We start from the raw sequence: 1,855 nt of genomic DNA, 5'->3' as shown, positions 1-1,855 counted from the left end.
GGTGTCGGTGTGGGCGTCGGCGTCGGTGTTGGGGCCGGAGTCAGGTTCAAGCCAACGAGCACCGGATCGTGGTCGGAAGAGCGGAAGGGATCGCTGGCGTAGAATAGGCTCTGCTGAGAGGGACTCTTGAAGCTCAGGGTGTAGTCCAAGCTCACGGGCTCATCAGCGTTGATGTGCCACTTAGCTGAGCCTGTAACTTGGGGTCTCAGACTGCTGTTGGCCAGGGCATGATCCAGAGATCCCCACTGTCCTTGGAAGCTAAAGGAGTAGCTGTTGGAGCCATTGAGGTTGATGAACCCGCCCGCCTCCAGAGTTTTGATCGGATCCTCCATAGCGTAGGAGTTGAGATCCCCCATAATCAACACATCCGGATCGGTGGAGCCAGTTGGATTGGTGGCGAGCCAGCTCAAGAGTTGCTGAGCGGCCCGGGTGCGGTTGCCGTTGCAATTGCCTTGGAAGGGATCGTTGTCAATAGGATCGCAGGGAGAACCCTTGGACTTGAAGTGGTTGACCACAACAGTGAAGGTGGCGTTGTTGCTCCGCTGCCGGAAGGTTACAGCCAGAGGAGGACGATGGAAGCGTCCGGGGCCTTGGGTGAATTCCCCTGTGTCCAGGAAGGCCGGGTTAGTGCCGGGGGCAATTTCAACCGTAGCTGGCTTGTAGATAAAGCCGTTGGTGATGGCATCGCCGCCCAGGTTGGGCACTCCAACATTCACAAAGGCGTAGGTTCCTGCCCCCATGACCTGGTTGAGCCCGTTCACCAAATCCTGAATGGAACTATTCGAACCGTATCCATCGTTTTCTAACTCGTTGAGGCCTACGATATCGGCATCCATGCGGCGAATAGCCTCGATGAGCTTATCCCGCTGGCGGGTGAACTCGGTGGCGTTGCTGGCTCCCCGACAGGAGGAGTTATTGGGGAAGCAGGCGTTGCCGAAGGTGTTGAAGTAGTTGAACAGGTTAAAGCTAGCTACCCTCAGGGAGCCCCCTACTGAGGGTGGGTTTTGCGGGCGAGGGTTGGTGGCTGTAAACCTGGGCAAGTTGTTGGGATCATTGGGGTGGATACGGTAGTCGATGGTCGCATCCACATCGCCACTGACATTCCGGCCTCGCAACTGGGTCATGATCCCGGTGATGTTGCTGACGCGATCGCCGCCGCGCACAGTGTTAGCCGCGCTCAGGCCACCCGGAGTGGGGTAGATAACCGGATCTGGGTTTTGGGTGAGCAGCCGGTCATCAATGCGAATCCGCTTTCGGTCGTTTTCCGCTTGAATGGCAGCTGCCTGGCTGGGAGCCGCAATTTGCGTAGGAGTGAACAACCGCTCTGTGGCCACACTCAGCTCCCCGTGGCGTCCCAGCAAGAAGGAGTCGGTTACAAACAGGGGCTGATTTCCAAATGTGACCAGCATTCCTTCCAGAGCTTCCCTTTGCTCCGCAGTCAGCGGTAGAGAGATCTGCACTGGGGCCGGCAACGGATTGTCAGAGCTACAGACAGTAAAGCTGGTGACGTTGGAGAGCTGGGTTTGCTGGCGGAACTCAGCAACCGTTCCGGTCACCTGAACCCTATCCCCAAGCCTGACGTTATTAGCTGTGCCACTGAAAACGAAGATGCCATCTGATGTGGCGGGATTCCCGTCACCATCATCTTGTAGGTAGTAGCCCTGGAGATAGGTTTGGCCAGCCACCCCCTCATTTTCAAAGTCTCCTACTACGATTCCAGAAACCGTGACTGTTTGGTTCACCAGGGGGGAAGTGAAGCCAGTGCCCTGGACAGTGCCAACTGGGATCAGGTTGGCGTTGGGATCACAGCCTCCCGGCGTGGGCGTCGGTGTTGGCGTGGCTGTGGGTGTTGAAG

1 protein-coding gene is annotated in these 1,855 nt (G+C 57.4%); it reads right to left on the bottom strand.

The window, feature by feature from the left end:
- The coding region (locus tag NW837_RS05720; RefSeq protein ID WP_414329768.1) for an ExeM/NucH family extracellular endonuclease at nt 1-1,685 on the bottom strand (1,685 nt) is incomplete at its 3' end.
- Between the last annotated feature and the right edge of the window lie 170 nt (nt 1,686-1,855).

The sequence above is a fragment of the Synechococcus sp. R6-10 genome (assembly GCF_047461815.1).
Taxonomy (GTDB): domain Bacteria; phylum Cyanobacteriota; class Cyanobacteriia; order Thermostichales; family Thermostichaceae; genus Thermostichus.
Note: the sequence above shows the minus strand (reverse complement) of the source record. Positions and strands in the feature narration are given on the sequence as shown.